Consider the following 17,575-nt stretch of genomic DNA (forward strand, 5'->3'; position numbering starts at 1 on the left):
GGCCAGGATGGGGGTCAGCGCCGGGTCCGGTTCGGCGTCGAGGACATCGTCGACGAGCGCCTGTTGGGCACGGGCAGTGATCAGATCTGCGCCGGCGCCGACCAGGATGGTGATCTGGAGCAGCAGACTCCCCATGATCATCTGTACCGCCACCAGCGTGCCGACGCTGATCTGTCCGTGCAGCAGCTCATGGAAGCCGAGCACGACCACCAGCCCACCGGCGAGAACGTTCAGTGTCGTCGGCAGTACCAGCAGCGTCTGCGCCCGCGCGGAGGCGCGCTGGCCGGCGTTGATGGCGCGGGCCTGCCAGCCGGCCCAGGTGGCGAAGAAGGTGTCCTCACCGCCGTCGGCCTTGAGGGTTTCGATCGCCGCGATCCCTGCGAACGCGACACCGTCGCGTCGGCTGTCGGCGACCTGCAGTTCGTGGCGGTCCGCGGTCTGGCGCGCGACGACGGCCCGCAGCGCGACCAGGTTCGCCGCGGCGACGCCGACGCCTATCAGGGCGAGTCGCCAGTTGAGCCAGACCAGTGTGCCCAGGTAGAGCGCACCGGTCAGGACACTGGCCACCGCCGCGGCGAGCCGGGTCGTGAGCACCACGGACAGGCCGTCGTTGACCTGCACCCGGGTGACCAGACCGCCGAGCTGGCGGCGGTGGAAGAACACCCCTGGCAGCCGGAGCATCCGCCACAGGAACTCCCCGGACGTGCGCGCCGCCATGGCCACCAGCACCCGGCCCAGCACGGCCTGCTGGAGCCAGGTGGCCGCCACCACCGTGACCGCCGCCGCCGCCAGCGCGATGCTGAGCCGGACGGCCAACGTGTCGGCGCCGATCCCCGCGGTACCGGCCAGACCGGGGTCGGCCAGATTCGGGTCGGTCAGGAAGGTACGGAACAGCACCGAGGCGAGCACGGTCGGGATGGCCCCGAGCAGGCCGGCGAGCACAGCGATCGCGGCCACCGACGCGTGTGGACGCAGCCGGGCGGCGACGGCGTGGGCGAACGGCATCCGCCGGCCACCGCGGCGGAATGTCGGGTCCGGGGCGAAGGTGATGACGATGCCGCGGAAGGTGTCCGCGAAAGCCTCGGGGGTGGCCCGGTACCGGCCCGCGGCGGGGTCGTTGACCAGTACCCGGCCACGGCGGACGCCGTCGAGGACGGCGAAGTGCGGGCCGTCGACGAGCACCACCGCGGGTGTGGGCAGGGCGCGCAGCGTCGCGGTGTCGACCGGATTGTCGCGCTCGCGCAGGGCCACCCGGCGGCCGGTGCCGGTCAGCCCGTACCGGGCTGCGCCGCGGACCAGCGCTGCAGCCGTCGCCCCGTCGCGGGTCACCCCACATGCCTGGCGGACCTCGTGCAGGCTCACCCGCCGGCCGAAGCCGGCGAGGACCGCGGTCAGGCAGGCCGCCGCGCAGTCCTGCTCCTCCATCTGTGGGACGAACGCACTGCGTCGCCGCGCGTGGCGCAGGCGCAGGTGTGGACGCAGACCGTGCCGGCCGGCGGGCCGACGGCGGCGCGATCGTGGGTGCGCTGAGCCACCGCGCCCACCGGTCTCCGGGTCGGTCGCGATCGCCGCGCTCACCGGCGCTGTCCCAACAGGACCCGCAACGGATGATCGCGACTGATGAGAATGCTCGCCGCGACCGGGCTCATCGCCGGAATCTGCGCACCGATCTCGGCACCCGCCGCGTCGATGCCCACCTCGACGAGCCAGACGTCCGTACCGGCGTCGACTCCGGGCAGCCGCTGGGAGCCGAACCGGGACACCAGTTCGGCCGCGGATGACGGGTAGCCGGCCACGGCTGTGATGTGCCCGGCCAGCACCCCGCCCGCCAGGGCCAGGTGCGTCTGCTGTCCCAGTTGCAGGCTGGACAGCTCCTCGCGCGAGGTCACGAACAGAACAGCCTGCGCCGGCGCGGTCCGCGGATCCGCACCAGGGTCGACCAGGACGACCGCAGCCCCGGCGTCCAGCTGCTGGCCCGGGACGGCGACGACGTTCATGACCGCGCCGTCGGCCGGCGCGTGCACCGGCGTTGGGCCGTCCGGCGTGGCGACGATCGCGACGACCTGATCGCGGTGCACCTGCTCACCCGACCCGACCGTGACCGAGACGAGCGCGCCGGCCTTCGGCGCCGCCGCGGCCAGCGGACCCCGGCCGTGTACCAGCACACCGCGCGCGGAAAGGTGGTGTGGCAGCGTACCCACGACCGCCCAGGCCGTCCCCGCGCCGATGAGGACGACCAGGGCGAGCAGAGCCGCCCACAGCCGCCCCGACAGGACACGGATCGGCTGGTCAAGGTGGTCGGCGGCGTACACACCCTGCGTCGCGCCCGACGTCTGCGCCACGTTCGGCGCCGGCTCCGGCGCCGTGTGCACCCCGGCTGTCACTGGATTCGGCGGTTTCGCCGGTTTCACGCCGGTCGACCCCGGCGGGGGTGCGGGGTCGGCCACCGGCGTCCGGTCGGCTGACGGGGATGGTGCAAGGCGCATGGCGGGCTCTCCCAGCCTGGGGTCGGGACGGCCAGTGGTGGCCGGTCCGCGGGTTGTCCGCGGGTTGTCCGCGGGATGTCGGAGCTGCCGGTCAGGGAACGCGCGCGGCGCCGACCCTCACGCGTCGACGGGGGCAGCCATCACGCGTCGACGGGGACAGCCGCAGCGAAGGTCACCGGAAGTGCCCGCAGACCGGTGAAGGCCAGCGAGGGCTCCCACTGCGCGGTGTCCGCGGTGAGCGGGGTACGCAGGTCCCGGCAGCGGCGCGCGAGCCGGTCCAGCAGGGTCGCGCCGGCGGCGAGCGAGAGCGGCGCCCCCAGGCACAGGTGGGGCCCGAAACCGAACCCGAGGTGCCGGCGCTCGGAGCGCCGCGGGTCGAGCCGGTCGGGATCGACGAATCGGCGGGGGTCGCGGTTGGCCGCGGCGAACAGGAGGATGGCCGCCGCGCCGCGTCGCAACCGCCGTCCGCCGACGTCGATGTCATCCAGGAGCACCCGCGTGCTGGCGCGTACCGGGCTCCCGAGCCGGACGCATTCGTCGAACACGGCCTCGGCGTCGCCGGGATGGTCCCGGATGTGGTCGAGAAGCTCCGGCGCCTGCAGAACCTGCCACACCGCGGCGGACAACCCCGCCGTCAGCGTCTCCAGCCCGTTGACGAACAGCATCAGGACGAACGCGACCAGCTCGTCGTGGGTGAGCTGGCCGTCACGGGTGGCGAGAGCGAGCCGGCTGAGCAGGTCGGGTCCGGGCTGATGTTCGCGGTCCGCGCACAGTCGATTGATGTAGTCGAGAAGATCATCGATCTTTCGATCGGTGTCCGGGGGCTGCTCGACACCGAAGCCGAGCATCTGTCCACTGAGCACGACGGCCCACTCCAGGACACGATCGCGGTCCTCGACCGGGATGGCGAGCAGCGCGCAGGTGAGGGCGACCGGCAGCGGCACGGCCAGGTCCGCGACGACGTCGAACGATCCCTGGCCGGCGTTCGCGTCGACCAGCGCGTCCACGGTTTCGGTGACCAGCGTGCGTGCCTGCGCGATGCCGCGGGAACTGAAGGTGCGGATCGCAAGCCCCTTGAGCCGGCGATGGTCCGCGCCGTCGCGCAACGGCAGCATCCGGGACAGTGCCGCGGACAGTACGGGATTGGGTGACAACGGGATCGCGGTGCCCAGTACCGACGGATCCGAGGAGGTGGCCGGATGAGTGGCGACCGCCATCAACTCGTCGTAGCCCGCCACCACCCACATCCGACCCAGTGGGGTCACCGGCTCCTCGGTGACGAGGCGGCGGTAGAAGTCGGCCGGATCGCGCCGCGCCTGCGGGTCGCTGAAAAATGTCTGCACTTCGGCGGTTAACGTGCTCAACGCCGTAGCTCCTCTCCCGTGCTAGGGCCTGTCCGGGCGACAGGCCCCTGGGCTGCCGCAGCCCCTGGACCGCCGGGAAAACGCCGGCCCGGCACAGCTGTGCCGGGCCGGGACGGGCGCTCTCAGGTCAGTTGGACAGGCTGCTGAAGCTCGACACCGGGCAGGCTGCGCAGGCCAGCGAGCTGACGGAAAGACCGGCGGCGACGGAGTCAAGCTCCTCGATGCTCAGGTCGCCCTCGGGCTTCGCCGGGATCTCCGGCGTGGGTGCCGACTCGGGCAGCGTGATGCCGAACTCGGCGAGCACCGAGCGTGCGTCGCCGGCGTAACGAGCCTCCAGCTCCGGGTCTCCCCAGATCCGGGCGACCATGGTGGCGAACCGAGTGCGATCCTCATCGGAGACCACATAGCTGTTCTCGGACATGTGACATCACCTTTCATGTCATGCGTGCGGGTCTGGATGTGCTCGGGCTGTCCCGGGTGCGACATCACTGTCCGTCAGGCAGGCATGTCCACGACAGTCGCCAATGTCAGTGGTTTCACCCGGGCAGATATCACATCCGCACGGATGTCACTTTCACGGGTCGGCCATGACATCTGTCATCACCTGCCCCAAGGCGGCGTGTATGCCTTCCCCGCCATACGCCTGCGCGCCTACGCTGCCAGGCGACACCATGCGCTCGCACAAGCATCGCGGCGTCAGCCGGAATACAAGCGTCGCGGCGTCAGCCGGAATACCGGAGTCCACGACCGGAGGAACGAATGATTGAGGCCATCGGTCTCACGAAACGGTACGGCCACAGGACGGTGGTGAATGGCCTGACCTTCGGTGCGGGAGCCGGTGCGGTGACCGGCTTCCTCGGGCCGAACGGAGCCGGAAAATCCACCACTATGCGGATGATTGTGGGGCTCGACCGACCGTCGGACGGCGTGGTCACCGTCAATGGCCGGCCCTTCCACCAGCATCGCCAACCGGTACGGGAAATCGGGGTGCTACTCGATGCCGGGGCGGTTGATCCGGCCCGTACACCCCATGACCACCTGCGCTGGCTGTGCGCGAGCAACGGGATTGCCCGCCACCGCATCGACACCGTCCTGGAGATGGTGGGCCTGGGTGACGCCGCCGGGACGCCGGCCGGCCGGCTTTCCCTCGGAATGACGCAGCGGCTCGGAATGGCGGCGGCGCTGCTCGGCGACCCACCGACGTTGGTGCTCGACGAGCCGGCCAACGGCCTTGATCCCGACGGCATCACCTGGATCAGAAAGCTGCTGGCCACGCTTGCCCGGGAGGGCCGCACGGTCTTCCTGTCCAGCCATCTCATCGCCGAGATCGCGCAGATCGCCGACCGGCTGGTCGTCATCGGGCGGGGCCGCCTGCTCGCGGCCGACTCGGTCGAACGGATCATCGCCGGTCACGGCGGCCCGTCGGTCGTGGTGCGAAGCCCCAGGGCCGGGGAGCTCGCCGCCGTGCTGCGCCGGCACGGCGCCCAGATAAATGATCAAGAAGGCGCGCCGGCAGCGGGCGTCGGGCGGGACGGCACCTCGTCCGACCTGCTCACCGTCCGCGGGATGGACAGCGGAGCGATCTTCGACATGGCCGTGGCGCACGGCCTGCGGCTGGTGGAACTGTCCCCGGCCGACACATCCCTCGAAGAGGCGTTCACCGCGCTGACCGAAGCGAGCACCGTCCATCGCGGCGCCCTGGGCCGGGCGTCCCCAGTGGAAGGCACCGAAACGCGATGATCGTTCCCAACATGGCCACTCCCGACACGAGCACGTCGCTCCCGTCTCCCGGGCGACTCCCGGCGCCAGAGCCGGCGCGGGCCGCCGCCCACGGCGCGGGGAGCGCGGGTGCGGCGGCACTCGGCCGGGCGGTCCACTCCGAGTGGATCAAACTGTTCTCGGTGGCGTCGACGCGACGTTCGCTGCGGCTGGCGCTCATCGCCTCCGTCGGGGTCGGCGCGATCCTGTGCTCCACCCGGGTACGGGGATGGGCCTCGTTGTCAGATGCCGACCGCGCGGCCTTCGACGCGACCGCGACGTCCCTGGCGGGGCTTATCGTCGCCCAGATCCTGCTGGGCGCGATGGCCGCGCGTTTCGTCACGACCGAGTTCACCACGGGCATGATCCGCACAACTCTCGTCGCAGTGCCACGACGCTGGATGGTCCTGGCCGCCAAGGCAGCGGTCGTGGCGGTGGTCACGGCGCTCGCGGGCCTGACCGCATCGTTGGGAGCTTTCATCGTCGGCCAACAGGTGCTGGCACGCCGTCACATCGAGGCGACGCTCAGCTCCGGGCCGACCCTGCGTGCCGTACTCGCCGGCGGACTGGCCGTAGCCGTGGTGAGCCTGCTCGGTCTGGCGATCGGCACGGTCGTACGGCATCCCTCGGCGAGCGTGGCCGTCTACTCACTGAGCCTGTTCGGAGTCAACCTGCTGACGGCGGCCCTGCCTGCATCGACCGGCAACCGCGTGCAGGCATTCCTGCCCGAGGGGGCCGTGCAGGCGCTCAGCAGCGTCCGACCCGTGGCCGGGTCGTTGTCAACCGCAGGCGAGGTCGCGGTGCTCGCGGTCTGGGCGCTGGTCGGACTGGTCATCGCCGGGACGGTGTTCACCCACCGGGATGCGTGACCCGCAGTGCGCCTGAGCACCGCTACGGCCGAGGCCCGCTACGGCCGAGACCCGGTGCGCCTGACCGTCAGCCGCGCCGACGTATGATCATCGGTAGGCCGCCACGCGGCCGCAGGGTCACCAGCGGCTCAGGCACGACCTCATGACCGACGACCGGTTCGAACGCCCACCGGCGACAGATCGTGGCAAGTGCCAGCACCCCCTCGGTCTGGGCGAAGCTGTTGCCGATGCACTGGTGCGGACCGCCTCCGAAGGGGAAGTAGGCATACCGGGGCCGGTCCGGGTCGATCCGGTCCCCGAGCCAGCGGGTCGGGTCAAAACGTTCCGGGTTCGGCCACCACTGGGCGTCGCGGTGGACGACCCACTGGCACAGCAGCAGCGTCGAGCCGGCCGGCAACCGATAGCCTCCGACAAGACGGTCTTCCAGCAGATACCGACCCATGCCCCACACAGGCGGATAGAGCCGCATCGCCTCGGTGAACACCGCATCGGCATACGGCAGGTTCGCCAGGTCCGCGACCGTCGGCCGCCGGCCGGACAGGACGGTGTCGAGCTCGGCGTACAGCGCTGCCGCGATCTCAGGATGCGTGCCGAGCAGATGAAAGGTCCAGGTCAACGCGTTGGCCGTGGTTTCGTGACCGGCCAGCATGATGGTCAGGACCTCATCGCGGACCTGGGTGTCGTCCATCCCGTCGCCGGTCTGCGCATCGCGGGCCGACAACAACAGTGACAGCAGGTCCCTCCCGCCAGCTCCGGCCGCACGGCGATGGTCGATGAGGTCGTAGACGACACGGTCCAGGGCGTGACGAGCGTTACGGCGGCGCCGGGCCGCGGGCAGTGGCAGCCTCTCCAGCGCCTCGAAGCCTGCCTGCATGGACTTACGGGTGGCCACCATGTTCTCGCTGATAGCCGTTCGGATGACGGTCACTTCGTTGCTGTTGACATCAACATCGAACAGTGTTCGAGTGACCATCGCCAGCGTCATCTCGATCATTTCGTCATGCAGATCAAGGTACTGGCCGTCCGTCCAACGATCGGCCCGATCGTCTGCGATCGCGACGAACGTCTCGCCGTACTCGAAGATCCGCTGATGGTGGAACATCGGCTGCATGAGCCGGCGCTGCCTGCGGTGCCGCTCCCCCGCGCTGGTCAACAACCCCTGGCCGAGCACCAGTGTGAGCGGCTCCACCACCGTCTGACGGGAGCCGAACCCACGGCGGACGATGCCTCGGGCGAATGCGCGGCTGGACCCGACGAGCACGTCGGCGATGACTGCCGGGTCCGCCACGAGGAAGGCCGACAACGGTCGCGAGGAGATCTGCGCGACGGGACCGTAGGTCCGATGCAGCTGGGTGAGGCCCGCGAGCAGGTCGGGGCGCAGCACTCGTGCAGCCGCGCGCGGGCCACCGGACAGGCCCGGGGCGGCTCCCGTACCCATCAGCACGGACACCGCTGGACCACGACAGGCCGAGCAACGGTCATGGCGGACTCTCCTCGGGATCACGGGCGGGGGCAGGGGCGCTCAACCCAGCAGGACGGCCAGCAGACCGATCTTCACGATAATCGCGATCGCGGCACTGCGGCCCGAGACACTGGCCACGTTCCGCGACCGACGTCCGGATTGCCGTGGCGGTGGGAGCTCGCCCCGTCGAGCCGCCTCAAACCGTGCCGAGGGTGCACGAGGGTGCACGAAAATTACTGAAAGTAAAAACTTAACTACTCGAACGCCGCGGCGGCGTCGCTCATCCAGATCAGATCATCCACTCGGACGTGGAGGCGATCGGCTATCTCACCAGTGGCGACACCCCGGCTGATCGCCTCACGAATAGCCAGGCCACGTACGGCACGCAACCGCCCACGCTCTGGATGATCATTCCAGAGCAGGTCGTGGGCAACCGAGGCGCGCTCGACCGGGTCAGAGATCGCGACGATAGTGCGGAAGGCCATCACAGCGCACATGCTCCAGCGACCATGACTGGACGGCAACAGCACGGTGTCTCCATAGGAAATTCTTATCGACCGATTGACGACCTACCGCAGCAAGAGCGCCCCTATTGCCGGTCGCTCTAAGCCGACACGGACAGCCACGGCCAGGCCGACCTCATCCAGGACATCCGATGGGCGTGGGTCGTCCGAAACCCCCACCGTCCACACCTGGGCCATGCAACGTGCGGCCCTCTCAACGATGTGAATCTGATGTTCCGCCAGCAGCACCAGATTCACATCCTTCGGCGCCGTGAACCGAGTCCGCAACGATGCACGGTCGCCGGCCGTAGATTGCAGTCACCGAACGTCCGCGCCACACTCCTCATCGTGCAGAGACTGAAAATCGGAGAGGGACTGAAGATCGGACTTGGAGATCGGGAGCAGGGATCGGCGGTGGTGCGCTGGAAACAACGGGGACGACGTGCCCATGAGCTATGAGACCACCGAATCCGGAGGAACCAGATGAGCACCCTCAACAAGGACGCACGGGATCTACTGAGCAAACCGCTGTTCGCCTGGGTGACGACGCTGCGGACCGACGGTTCGCCGCACAGCACCGTTGTGTGGATCGATGTGGACGGCGATGACGTCATCTTCAATACTGCGGTGGGCCGGATCAAGGAGCGGAATCTGCGCAGGGACCCACGGGTGTCGGTGGGTGTCCTCGATCCTGAGAATGCCTTCCATCTGGTCAGCGTCTCCGGGTCCGCCCAGCTGGAGACCGATGGCGCCGACGCCGTCATCGACCGGTTGGCGAAGAAATACCTGGGAGTGGCCACATACCCTTTCCGGACGCCGGATGAACAGCGGGTCACGGTCCGGGTGACACCGAAGACTATGATCTACAGCCCCGGCAGATGATGGGCTAGTCATCGGGCAGCTGTTGCGTCATCCGGATCCAGTGACACCGCCGTCCAGTGACACGGCCGGATCCAGTGACACGACCGGATCCAGTGACGCGGCAAGCTTCTCCGCATACGCCCGGATGGTCGGATGCTCGGCGAACACCGATGCCCGGACATCGCGGTCAAGCTCGGCGCCCAGCTTCGCGGCGACCTCGATCAGATTCAGCGAGTCCAGCCCGATGTCGAAGAGGCTCTGATCCGGATCCACCGCACGGGCGTCGTCAAGCCCGAGCATCGCGGCAACCTCACTTTGGATGAAGTCGACGAGGACCGCTTCCTTCACGTTGCCCTGCGCCGCCTCAACCTGGTGGCGCAGCGTCTCTGTTGGCGGCAGTGCGTCGTCATCCGCTGTGCCGACTGTGCCGACCTGGCCAACCTGGCCGACCTGTCGCACCGGCTCGACCCAGAAGCGCCGGCGCTGGAACGGGTAGGCCGGCAGCGGTACCCGCATCCGCCGCCGGCCGGCGGCCGAATCGGCACCGGCGGGCGGATCGGGATAGAACGCCGACCAGTCGACGGCGATGCCGCTGGTCCACAAGCGCCCAGCGGCTGTCAGCCGTCCCCGGCGGGCAGCATCGGTTTCACCGACACCGGTGGAACCGGCGTCCCACGACTCACGCACCGCTGTCACCTGACGGCCGGAATCAGAAGCGCCGGGTACCACCCTGCCGGTGACAACGCGGTCGTCGTCCCCGAGGGTGAGGGTGAGGGCCGCGTCGTGGATGTCCCGGCACACCAGCGCCCGCCGGTAGGCATGTGCCCGCCGCCCCACCGCGAGGGTGAAGGCCACGTCCGCGAGGTTGAGCGCGTCGCGATGGATGGCGAGATGGCGCGCCAGATTGTCCGCAACCTCGTCGAGTGCGGCGGGCGACGCTGCGGAGATCACCAACAGCTGCCAGTCGTCGGCCGGCACGCCAACCGGCTCGCGTACCGGGGCTTCCTCCAGGATCACGTGGGCGTTCGTGCCGCCGATGCCGAACGAGCTCACACCGGCACGCCGCGGGGCCGGACCCGACTGGGGCCATTGCCGGAACGTCGTGGCGACGGAGAAGCGGGCACTGTCGAAGTCGATGTCCGGGTTGGGCGTGTCAAAGTGCAAACTCGGCACGAGGCGCCCATACCGCAACATGAGCGCCGTCTTGATCAGTCCGGCAATCCCCGACGCGGCGTCGAGATGACCGATGTTCGTCTTGACCGAACCGATCGAGCAGGGACCGGCTGCTGCAGGCCGCGGCGTGAACGCCTGGGTGAGAGCCGCGATCTCGATCGGATCCCCCAGCGGCGTGCCGGTGCCGTGCGCCTCGACATACGAGATCGTCTCAGCGCCACAGCCGGCGAGCGCCTGTGCCTCGACGATGACGGCGGCCTGACCACGCACGCTGGGAGCCGTGTAGCCGGCCTTTGCGCCGCCGTCGTTGTTGATCGCTGTTCCCTTGACCACGGCATGGATCCAGTCGCCGTCGGCCAGTGCATCGGCCAACCGCTTCAGGACGACGACACCGACGCCGCTACCGACGATCGTCCCCTGTGCGCTGGCGTCAAAGGCCCGGCAACGGCCGTCCGGTGAGAGAATCATTCCCTCCTGGAAGAGATAACCCTCGACGTGGGGCACCCTGATGTGTGCCGCGCCGGCCAACGCCAGGTCACATTCTCCGCCCAGGAGACTCACACAGGCCATGTGTACGGCCACCAACGATGTGGAACATGCGGTGTTCACGCTGACAGCCGGCCCGCGCAGGTTCAGCTTGTAGGCCACCCGGGTTGCCAGGAAATCCTTGTCGCTGGCCAGCATCAGCCGATAACGTTCCAGTGTCGACCCCGATCGGAAACGATCCGAGAGGTTGCGCAGGAGGTAGGTGTTCAACCCGGCGCCCGCGTAGACGCCGATGGCGCCCGGGTGGGTTTCCGGATCATATCCGGAGTCCTCCAGCGCCGCGAGGGCGCATTCAAGGAAATGCCGCTGCTGCGGGTCCAGGAGCTGCGCCTCCTCGCTCGGGATGCCGAAGACATCGGCATCGAACATCTCGATTCCGGAGAGAATCTGACCAGCCTTCACATAGCGTGGGTCCGCCACCAGGTCCGGGCTCACTCCGGCGGCCAGCAGCTCGTCGTCGCCGAAGAAGGTCGTGGTCTCGCGCCCCGCACACAGGTTCCGCCAGAATTCCTCGACCGTGTCGGCACCGGGAAAACGGCAGGCCATCCCGACGATCGCGATGTCTGCTTCCCGGACATCGTCATGTTGCTCCATCGGATCTCCCTCAGTCGATTCGAATACCCATGGCGGCCGCCACGTTCGGCATATCGAGAAAGCCGTGGACGACGTACCGCGCGGCATCCTCGGTCGCACCCAACTGTCCGAACAGATCGATAAGAGCTTCCTCCTGCGTGGGCCGGTCGCCAGCACCCGCGGCAATCTCGAACACGATTGAGCGCAGCCGGTCCTCGAGCTCCGCGATGTTGACCGACCGGGGGAATCTTACGCTGTAAGTGGACCGGTCGTAGTCTTTGTTCCGGCTGACCGCCCGCACGTAACTCGACGCGTTCAGTTTGTAGAACATGCAGTCCCAGTTCTTGAACGAGTAGTAGTTGAGGAGCGGAAAGAGTGTGCAGTGGGTCTCGAACGGCGAGGACCGATAGAGGTCCTTCTCCTTGAGTTCCGCGACGATCCGGTCTGGGTCGTACTCGTCCCGCATGGCGACGAACGGAAATACGATCTTCGGCAGCTCGCTCTCCTGAGCGAACAACAGCGGCTCCAGCTCACCCTGAAAGTATTCAGCTGCCCCGGTCCGACCAAAGGTCTGGTAGAAGCTCTTCACGATCTTCCGGACGTTCGACTCCATCGTGAGTATCTGCTGCGGATCCGCACACAGAATGATGTACGGAATCTTGTGTCGCCACGCGTACAGAATCGCCCGGATGACAAAGAACGACCGGCACGAGACGCAGGGAAGTTTCTCGTCCAGATAATTACCCGGCTGCGCCGGCGCCGGCCGATTGAAGACCTCCCGCATCATGTCTTTTATCCGTTCGTCCTGCTCGATGACGAAGGTGGCCGGGATCCGCTCCCGGGCAAGGGCGATGTTCGCGGCCGCGTGGGTACTCTCGAAAGGCACGTCAAAGGTGTAGGAGAGCACCCGCTTGCGGTGCTCGTTCACGAACTTGTCCAGCATGTAGGTGCTGTCCTTGCCGCCGCTGTACATCAGGAGGCAGTCATGGTCACCGTGCTGGTTCGACCCGCTGTTCGTGAACTCCTCGTAGACCTTTGACACGTAGGTGAAATTCTCGAACAACTCGACCGCGACATCCAGGCGGCACAGGTTGCACACACCGGCATCGTCGAGTGACACGCCAGGATGGCCGGCGTTGAGCAGGCAGACCGTGCAGCGGACCATTCCGCACCTTCCTCATGGGCCAGCGGGTATGTGAACGTGGTCTTTTCGCCACCGTGCGAGCCGTCAGGTGCCGGGCGGCCGCCGGGACCTCAGTTCACCGCGCTGCTGCCTGCGCTCGGCGAGTACGGATCGATCCAGCCGCCCGGATCGCTCAGGCCGCCCGGGTCGATCCGGTGCAGCCGATCGGGTAGCGGATGCGGATGCGGATGCGGATGCGGACAGATACGACGCCAGTTGCCGCACCGTCGGGTAGGCGAACATGTCGACACGGGTGAGCGACTCGGACAGCTCGGCCCGCAGCCGTATCAGAATCTCCATGAGCAGCAGTGAATTACCACCGGCGTCGAAGAAGTTCTCGTCGATTCCGACCTCCGGTACCCCGAGAATGCTCCGCCAGATGCCGGCAATTGCCGCCTCGACCTCGGTGCGGGGCGTAGCCGAACCAGCATTCCCGACCGCAGCTGCCTCGGCCGGCCGGGGCAGGGACCGGCGATCGACCTTTCCGTTTGCCGTCAGCGGCAGACTGGTGACGGTCACGAACACGGCTGGGACCATGTAGGGGGGTAACAGCGCCCGCAGGTAGCGTCGAAGGTGGGCGGATCGTACGTCGCTGCCGTTTCCGGCCGGGACGAGGTAGGCGACCAGCATGCGGTTGCCGGATGTGTCCTCGCGCAGGCACACCACGGCTTCGGCGATGGCATCATGTCGACGCAGCGCGACTTCGATCTCTTCGAGCTCAATGCGATATCCATGCAGCTTGACCTGGTTGTCGACCCTGTGGCGATAGTCGAGCCGGCCGTCGGGCAGGTGGCGCACGACATCACCGGTCCGGTACATGACGGCGCTGCCGTCCGGTCTGAACGGATCGGGGATGAACCTGGCCCGCGTCAACTCCGGTTCGCCGAGGTAACCCGCGGCCACGCCGTCGCCACCGATGTAGAGCTCGCCGGGTACTCCAGGCGGCACCGGTTGCATCCACCGGTCGAGAACGTAGAACCGGGTGTTGGCGATCGGTCGCCCGATCGTGACCTGCCCGCTCGTGACCTGGCCGAAGGTCCCGGGCCGGTGTCCGGACCCCGGATCCGCCACGAACCGCGTCGGCTCCACGAGGTCGACCGAGGACCAGATTGTCGTCTCGGTCGGCCCGTAGAGGTTCCACACCTTCCCGGCGCGCGCGAGCAGGCCGTCGGCGAGGTCCCGGGGTAGCGGTTCGCCTCCGCACAGTGCGGTCAGGCCGCGATCACCGTCCCAGCCTGCGGCGATCAGCATTCGCCAGGTGGCCGGGGTGGCCTGCATCACCGTCGGCCGGCTCCCCTCGAGCCGGCTCCGCAGCCCGAACCCGTCATCGGCGACATCGGCCGGCACCACTTCGACCTGCCCACCGGTCACCAGCGGCAGCAGGAGCTCAAGATAGGCGATGTCAAAACAGACCGTGGTCACGGCCAAGAGCCGATCATGATCGGTGAAGCCCGGGGTACGCGCCATGGAGCACAGGAGGTTTGTCAGCGCACTGTGGCGGATCGCCACGCCCTTGGGCCGACCGGTTGATCCCGACGTGAAGATCACATAGACGCGACCATCGGGTGACGCCCGGTCATAACTCTCCGTGCCTGCATCATCATGGCCACCATCATTATGACCCGCGTGATCATGGCCCGCGTCATCCGTCCCGCTGCCATGGGTTTCGATCATCTCCCAGCTTCGGTCAAGCGGGACGACGGTCACCTGGCAGTCCTGAACGTGGGGCTCCAGGCTCGTCTGGGTGAGCAGGAGCGACAGCCCTGAATTAATGATCATTTGGGCAACGCGAACGGGTGGGTACACCGGGTCCAGCGGCACAAAGGCCGCTCCCGACTTCATCACACCGAGCACGGCGACGACGATCTCTTCCGATCGCTCAAGGTAGATGCCGACGAGGGCACCGGGACCGACACCGTGCCGGCCGAGGAACAGCGCGAGCCGGGTCGACCGCCGATCAAGTTCGCCGTATGTGAGCACACGATCGGAGCAGGTGACGGCGGGAGCCTCGGGTCGACGGCGCGCCTGCGCCATGAACAGCTGGTGCGCACAGCTGGCGCGGGGGTAGTCCGCATCGGTGTCGTTCCAGGTGACAAGCACACGTTGCCTGTCCTCGGGTAGCAACAACGGGATCTTGGTCACGTCGGCGTCCGGGGAGTCCGCCAGAGCGCGCATGAACGCGACGAACATGGCACGCATCGCCTCGGTGGCACCAGGTATCAGGACGTCCTCGGCGACGAGCCAGCGGCACCCCGCGCCGTCCCGCGGGATCTGGACGAGCAGGACGGTCGCGGGCCGGGGCTCCGCCACAGCATCAAGATGATCGACCAACTCGACGGCGACCGGCAGGCCGACCTCGACCCAGGGCGCCTGCGCATGCCACTGCGCGTTGCTGATCCCCAGGTCACGGCGGTCAGGCCCCCAGGCATCCATCAACTCCAACTGCCGGGCAACCATGTCGCGAAGCTCGGTGACGCTCCGGCTCTCGCTGAGCGCAGGCACTCGGAAGGGCAGCCGGGACGCAGTGCCGTCACCGGGGCCGGGGCCGGACCCCCACGACAATTCGACATCGAGCCCCTCCTCACCGACCAGACGCGTGAGGAAGCACAGCAGCACCGTGAGCAGCCATGGGAATCCGTCCCGGCTCCGCTCTGCGCCAGCTTGCCGATGCTCCCCGGGGGGCGACAGGGTGCGCGAGAATGGGCATGGTCGCGCATCCTGTGGCCGAGCAGCATCAGCAACGGGCGCATCCCCTGCGCCAGCCGGGTGGACAAACCGGATATCCCGGTACCGTTCCGGCAGGCCCGCGGCCAGATCACGGTAGGGCAAATCGAGAGGATCGACTGACATCAGACGCCGCGCCCGGTCGGCCGTACGCTCCCGAACCTCGGTCAGCTCCGCCAGCACGAGAGTCGGCAGACCGCCGAGTGTGACGTCCGGCGCCGACACCATCGTCTCCAGCAATCGCCGTAGGTGGCCCAACATTCGTGCCGCGGCCCCGTCGCTGAAGCGGCGGCGATCGTAGCCGATCTTCAGGACGAGACGGCGGTCGTGGTTGGCATAGAGGGTGAGCGGATAGTTGGTCCGTTCTTCCAGCCGGAATTCCCGGTGCTGCCAGGATCCGCCCAGTGCCCGCAGCCGGACGCCGGGCAGGTGGTTCTCGAAGATAACCGCACTTTCAAACAACGGCAGCCGGGCCGGGATGTCACTCCATGCATGGATCCGGATCGGCGACGTGTGCTCGAACCCGCGCAGCGCCAGCTGTTGGCGTCGCAGCCTCTTCAGGAGATCGATCACCGTCATCGTACCCGGAGCGGTGACCCGGAACGGCACTGTGTTGAGAAACAGACCGATCATTTCCTGTGCACCGCCGAAGAACCCACGACCTGCCCGCGTCGTCCCGAACACCACATCATGGCAACCGCTGAGCTGCTGGAGCAGAATGCCCCAGGCGGCCTGGACAACGTTGTTCGCGGTGACCTGTTGCTCGCGGGCCAGCAGTTCCAGCGCCGCTGTCGTGTCTTCGGAAAGCTCGGTCCCGGTTGCCGCCAGGACATCTTCATCGGGGCCGGGGACGCGAACCGTGTCGACACCGAGCGGGGTGGGTGCCGTTATGCCCGCGAGAGCGCCGCGCCAGAACGACTCCGCCACCGCGACGTCCTGCTCAACCAGCCAGCTGACATAGTCCCGGTAAGGGCGTCGACGAGGCAGATCGGCCCGGCGCCCGGCGCAGAGATGGTCGTACACGTCGAACAGCTCGGCAACCACCATGAAAAGAGAACGCCCGTCCATCAACGCGTGATGGGTCGTCCAGACAAATTCGTACTCGTCGTCGCCACAGCAGAAGACAGCGAATCGCATCGGCGGACCAGCGGTAAAATCGAAGACCCGGCACCGGTCCCCCGTGAGATAGGCGCGTAGGCGCCGTTGCCGCGTGGCGCTGTCGAACTGCCGCCAGTCCTGCTTGTGCAGGGTCAGACCGACGTCGCTGTGAACCACCTGACTCGGACCTTCCGGATGGTCCAACAGGAGGCTGGTCCGCAGCATGGGATGCCATTCGAACAGCTGCCGCAAGGCTTGCTCGAACATCGCCGTATTCAGACGTTCATGCAGCGTGAGGACCTTCTGTAGAAGATAGACCCCTTCGCCGGGAGCGCTGATGCTGTGCAGCAGCATCGCGTGCTGCACAGCCGACAACGGGTGCCGTTCCACTTCTCCGGCCGGCCGTCGGGCGGTTCCCGGCGCGGGCTGGTGTACGGTCCCCGACACCACCGGACCCACCGGACCCACCGGACCCACCGGACCCACCGGACCCACCGGACCCACCGGACCCACCGACGCTGCCGGACCCGGCGGGGCGCCGTGCCCATCCGGGTTCCGCATATCGAGCCTCTCATGGCGCCCATCGGTATTCACCGAAAACCGTTTTCGTCAGGTATTGTTTGCCTTCGCCACGAAGGTCGTCAACACTCATCAGCCGGCGCTATCGATCCATTCAAATCAGCGATGGAGCGGCACCGGACCCCCACTCCATCAGCCGCCATTCCGATGGTATTTGTGAATGCTTTGTCACCCGTTCACCCCCTGGACGGTCCATGCTGCTGAAATCCTGAAAGGCTTTTCGCGCCACCGGCGGCCTAACGGTAGGCCATCCGGCCAAAGGTGGCGCGACCATGTTCTTCGCGCCACCTTTGGCCGGATGGTAGGCCAAGGCCAAGAAGGAGGAGCGCATGTCGCAGCCCGAGATCCTGGCAGGACCCGTCGCGATTCTCCAGGGTGTCGCCGGGGTCGACCCGG

Annotated in this window: 12 protein-coding genes; 3 read left to right on the forward strand and 9 right to left on the reverse strand. The window is 67.7% G+C overall.

Features of this window, described 5'->3' with window-relative positions; all coding sequences use genetic code 11:
* From U9978_RS22390 to U9978_RS22405, 4 genes are all read right to left on the reverse strand, one after another.
* Nucleotides 1-1,578 (reverse strand): cysteine peptidase family C39 domain-containing protein (locus tag U9978_RS22390; protein ID WP_322763122.1); only part of this gene is annotated, 1,578 nt, incomplete at its 3' end.
* On the reverse strand, nucleotides 1,575-2,486 hold the full coding sequence (locus tag U9978_RS22395; protein WP_322763123.1) for a biotin/lipoyl-containing protein: 912 nt from the start codon (nucleotides 2,484-2,486) through the stop codon (nucleotides 1,575-1,577). The genes U9978_RS22395 and U9978_RS22390, both read right to left, overlap by 4 nt.
* A 140-nt stretch (nucleotides 2,487-2,626) precedes the next feature.
* Nucleotides 2,627-3,850 carry a cytochrome P450 gene (locus tag U9978_RS22400; protein WP_322763124.1) on the reverse strand — a complete coding sequence of 408 codons (1,224 nt, stop codon included), beginning with the start codon at nucleotides 3,848-3,850 and terminating at the stop codon, nucleotides 2,627-2,629.
* 127 nt (nucleotides 3,851-3,977) lie between these two features.
* Nucleotides 3,978-4,271, reverse strand: a complete 294-nt coding sequence (locus U9978_RS22405; RefSeq protein WP_322748540.1) for a hypothetical protein — start codon at nucleotides 4,269-4,271, stop codon at nucleotides 3,978-3,980.
* A 338-nt stretch (nucleotides 4,272-4,609) separates the two neighbouring features.
* On the opposite strand from U9978_RS22405, the gene U9978_RS22410 reads away from it, so the two are divergent.
* Both U9978_RS22410 and U9978_RS22415 read left to right on the forward strand, forming a co-directional pair.
* On the forward strand, nucleotides 4,610-5,590 hold the full coding sequence (locus U9978_RS22410) for an ABC transporter ATP-binding protein (protein WP_322763125.1): 981 nt from the start codon (nucleotides 4,610-4,612) through the stop codon (nucleotides 5,588-5,590).
* Complete coding sequence (locus tag U9978_RS22415; RefSeq protein ID WP_322763126.1) at nucleotides 5,587-6,477, forward strand: hypothetical protein; 891 nt, start codon at nucleotides 5,587-5,589, stop codon at nucleotides 6,475-6,477. Before U9978_RS22410 ends, U9978_RS22415 begins: the two co-directional genes overlap by 4 nt.
* A 67-nt stretch (nucleotides 6,478-6,544) precedes the next feature.
* Here the strand turns inward: U9978_RS22415 and U9978_RS22420 are convergent, their stop codons facing one another.
* Nucleotides 6,545-7,927: a cytochrome P450 gene (locus U9978_RS22420; RefSeq protein ID WP_322763127.1), complete on the reverse strand. Its 1,383-nt coding sequence runs from the start codon at nucleotides 7,925-7,927 to the stop codon at nucleotides 6,545-6,547.
* Between the two features lie 266 nt (nucleotides 7,928-8,193).
* Complete coding sequence (locus tag U9978_RS22425; protein WP_322763128.1) at nucleotides 8,194-8,424, reverse strand: hypothetical protein; 231 nt, start codon at nucleotides 8,422-8,424, stop codon at nucleotides 8,194-8,196.
* A gap of 501 nt (nucleotides 8,425-8,925) precedes the next feature.
* On the opposite strand from U9978_RS22425, the gene U9978_RS22430 reads away from it, so the two are divergent.
* Complete coding sequence (locus tag U9978_RS22430) at nucleotides 8,926-9,324, forward strand: PPOX class F420-dependent oxidoreductase (RefSeq protein ID WP_322763129.1); 399 nt, start codon at nucleotides 8,926-8,928, stop codon at nucleotides 9,322-9,324.
* A gap of 27 nt (nucleotides 9,325-9,351) precedes the next feature.
* Here U9978_RS22430 and U9978_RS22435 read toward each other — a convergent pair whose 3' ends face one another.
* The 3 genes from U9978_RS22435 to U9978_RS22445 form a co-directional block, all read right to left on the reverse strand.
* Entirely contained in the window at nucleotides 9,352-11,616 is a 2,265-nt protein-coding gene (locus U9978_RS22435) for a type I polyketide synthase (RefSeq protein ID WP_322763130.1), read from the reverse strand.
* 10 nt (nucleotides 11,617-11,626) lie between these two features.
* A complete protein-coding gene (locus U9978_RS22440; RefSeq protein WP_322763131.1) occupies nucleotides 11,627-12,760 on the reverse strand; it encodes an OzmP in 1,134 nt (377 codons plus the stop codon).
* Nucleotides 12,761-12,823: 63 nt separating this feature from the next.
* Nucleotides 12,824-17,050 (reverse strand): amino acid adenylation domain-containing protein, encoded by a 4,227-nt coding sequence (locus U9978_RS22445; RefSeq protein ID WP_322763132.1) that lies wholly within the window; start codon nucleotides 17,048-17,050, stop codon nucleotides 12,824-12,826.
* Nucleotides 17,051-17,575 lie beyond the last annotated feature (525 nt).

Origin of the sequence: Protofrankia sp. Cr2 (assembly GCF_963555885.1) — a bacterium.
GTDB lineage: Bacteria > Actinomycetota > Actinomycetes > Frankiales > Frankiaceae > Protofrankia.